Genomic DNA, 626 nt, shown 5'->3' on the forward strand with positions numbered 1-626 from the left:
GCGGGTGTGGCGGGTGTGATCAAGATGGTGCAGGCGATGCGGCACGGCACGCTCCCGCGAACCCTGCATGTGGATGCGCCGTCGTCGCATGTGGACTGGTCGTCGGGTGCGGTGGAGTTGCTGTCTGAGCAGCGGCCCTGGCCCACGACCGACCGGCCGCGGCGGGCGGGGGTGTCGTCGTTCGGGATCAGCGGCACCAACGCCCACGTCATCCTCGAAGAACCACCGGTGCTGGAGGAGGCACCCGTTCACGGCGAGGAGCCGGGGGTCGTGCCGCTGGCGCTGTCCGCGCGCAGCGGTGAGGCGTTGCGGGAGCAGGCCCGCCGGCTTCTCCCCGTCGTCGACGACGCCGACCTCCGCGACCTGGCCCACACGCTGGCGGCCCGTCGCAGCGCGTTGGAGCACCGGGCCGCCGTCGTCGGCGCGGATCGCGACGCGCTGGTGGCCGGGCTCACCGCGCTCGCCGAAGACCGCGAGGCGGCGGGCGTGTTCACCGGTCAGGCGAGCTCTGGGCCGGTCGCGTTCCTGTTCTCGGGTCAGGGGTCGCAGCGGGTCGGTATGGGGCTGGGGTTGGCTGAGCGGTATCCGGTGTTCGCGGCGGCGTTCGATGAGGTGTGCGCGCGGTT

Annotated in this window: 1 protein-coding gene; it reads left to right on the plus strand. The window is 73.0% G+C overall.

The features are described 5' to 3' along the window. Positions 1-24 precede the first annotated feature (24 nt). Positions 25-626: ketoacyl-synthetase C-terminal extension domain-containing protein (locus tag CXR44_RS38720; protein WP_281260328.1), on the plus strand; the 602-nt coding region annotated here is incomplete at its 3' end.

Origin of the sequence: Nonomuraea indica (assembly GCF_002850745.1) — a bacterium.
In the GTDB taxonomy this organism is placed as follows: domain Bacteria; phylum Actinomycetota; class Actinomycetes; order Streptosporangiales; family Streptosporangiaceae; genus Nonomuraea; species Nonomuraea indica.